Annotated in this window: 1 protein-coding gene; it reads right to left on the bottom strand. The window is 44.0% G+C overall.

Going from position 1 to position 1,799, the window contains the following annotated elements:
• Positions 1-289 precede the first annotated feature (289 nt).
• Positions 290-1,414, bottom strand: coding sequence for a glycosyltransferase family 4 protein (locus tag H6S82_RS31590; RefSeq protein ID WP_190470928.1), 1,125 nt, complete (start codon positions 1,412-1,414; stop codon positions 290-292).
• Between the last annotated feature and the right edge of the window lie 385 nt (positions 1,415-1,799).

Raw genomic sequence — 1,799 nt, 5'->3', positions numbered from 1 at the left:
TTTCTTCAAGGGAGGCAAATTTATGCTTAAATTCTCTAAAGGGTCTTAATAACTTGGATTTTTTCAACAAGTCTAAATCGCTGCTTGACATGGAAACACCTAAACAAATCTAAAAAAATAGTCGATCCCAGCTGTTTTATGAGAATCAAAAAGTTAATTTTTGATTCCCTACATTCGGGTTTGATTCGGGATATTACGTTTGCCAAAACATGATTCCAGTTTTAAATCTAAAACTGGAAATTATCTCTCTCGCAAGACGTATTTAGATGAATGACAAACAATTCCAACTCTACAAGCTGCGCTTCTCATCCACACATTGCTCGATCAGGTCTACCACCATTTTGTAATTGCGTTCTCCATTAAATAGGCGTTCTGCTCGATCGCGACTTGCGATTCCCATCGCCACAAGACGATCGGGATTATTTGCCAAAGATGAAACTGCTTGTACGATCGCACCTGGGTCGTTTGGCGGCACCAAAAGTCCAGTTACGCCGTACTCGACTTGCTCCGGCATCGCTCCCACGTTCGTCGCTACTATCGGCAAACCAGATGCCATCGCCTCCATAACTACAAATGGGATAAAATCCCCCAAAGTTGGAAAAATGAACAAATCGGCATCTGCGAACAATTGCCGCAGCAAGGGACTATTCGGCGTCAAACCGCGATGTACGCGCACAGATTCTGCCGACGTAACGATTTCATCTTTGGTAACAATATCCAAAGTACAGCGATCGCGCAATCCAGATCGGAATGCTTCCAGTAAAACGTAACCGCCTTTGCGTTCAAAATCTCCACCCACAAACAAAAGTTTCAATGGCTGATTTTTGCCCGCCTCTTTTACAGTCGGACGCCACTGATTGAGATCCAATCCCGGTAGAATTGTCGTCACTTTTTCAGATGCAATGTTGTAATCTCCAACGAGACTGTTTTTCGCCCAATCGGACATAGTGACGATCGCCGCCGCACTTTCATACATCCTTCGGAACCATTCAAATTTGAGGCGATCGAATAATTTATTCGGTGCATCGTACTTATATGCTGCCCCCATTCTCACCAAATCGATGGGGGTGCAATCGAGGGAAAGAATTGTGGGAATCCGCTGCATCATTCCCAAACTCAGCAGTGCCGTCACCGGGGTATGGTAAAACAAACAATCGAGAGCGTTCTTTTGCACAGCAGCGCGTACTAAATCCCTGGCTCGCAAGCTCAACCTTAAGGTGTGACCGGGCAATTTTTGCCAAATGTCGTCGCTTTGAAACGGTACTGGCATCCAAGTCGGTTCGATCCTGGGATTGTGGCGCAGCGATCGCTCCAAATTTTGCCCGTGGGTGACGTGACCCATATACCATTCTATGACTAAGCCGATCCGGTAGTTGGCAACTCTGCTTTCGACAGGGGCGACAATATTCTGCACGCGAACAACCTCTACTATATTCTGTCTCGAATGAGCGGGGCGTCTCTAAATTTGTGCAACGCTTTTACTGGCCGGATTTTTCCAGCCAACAGCAAATCCTTCCTATTAAAACTTATATATCAGTTGCTGATATCCATCTTTGGAGCTATTCTAGTAGGTGTATTACCATTGACATAGTTTAAACACAACTTCATAATTCCGCCAATTTGATGAAGTTTGCGTTAAAACGCTGAGCTAGCCATTGCAGCAGAGTTTAATGGCAATACAATTTGAATAACTGGAAAGTTTTAAGGACTAATTACCGTGAATTTACTTATCGTCGCCTTACTGGGTGCTTATTTCCTAACGAGTATATATTTTTTCAGAAACTGGCTAAAATTTTTCA

This window comes from Planktothrix sp. FACHB-1355 (assembly GCF_014748295.1).
GTDB classification, from domain to species: domain Bacteria; phylum Cyanobacteriota; class Cyanobacteriia; order Cyanobacteriales; family Aerosakkonemataceae; genus Aerosakkonema; species Aerosakkonema funiforme_A.
The sequence above is the reverse complement of the archived record's forward strand: the minus strand, read 5'-3'. Positions and strand labels throughout refer to the sequence as shown.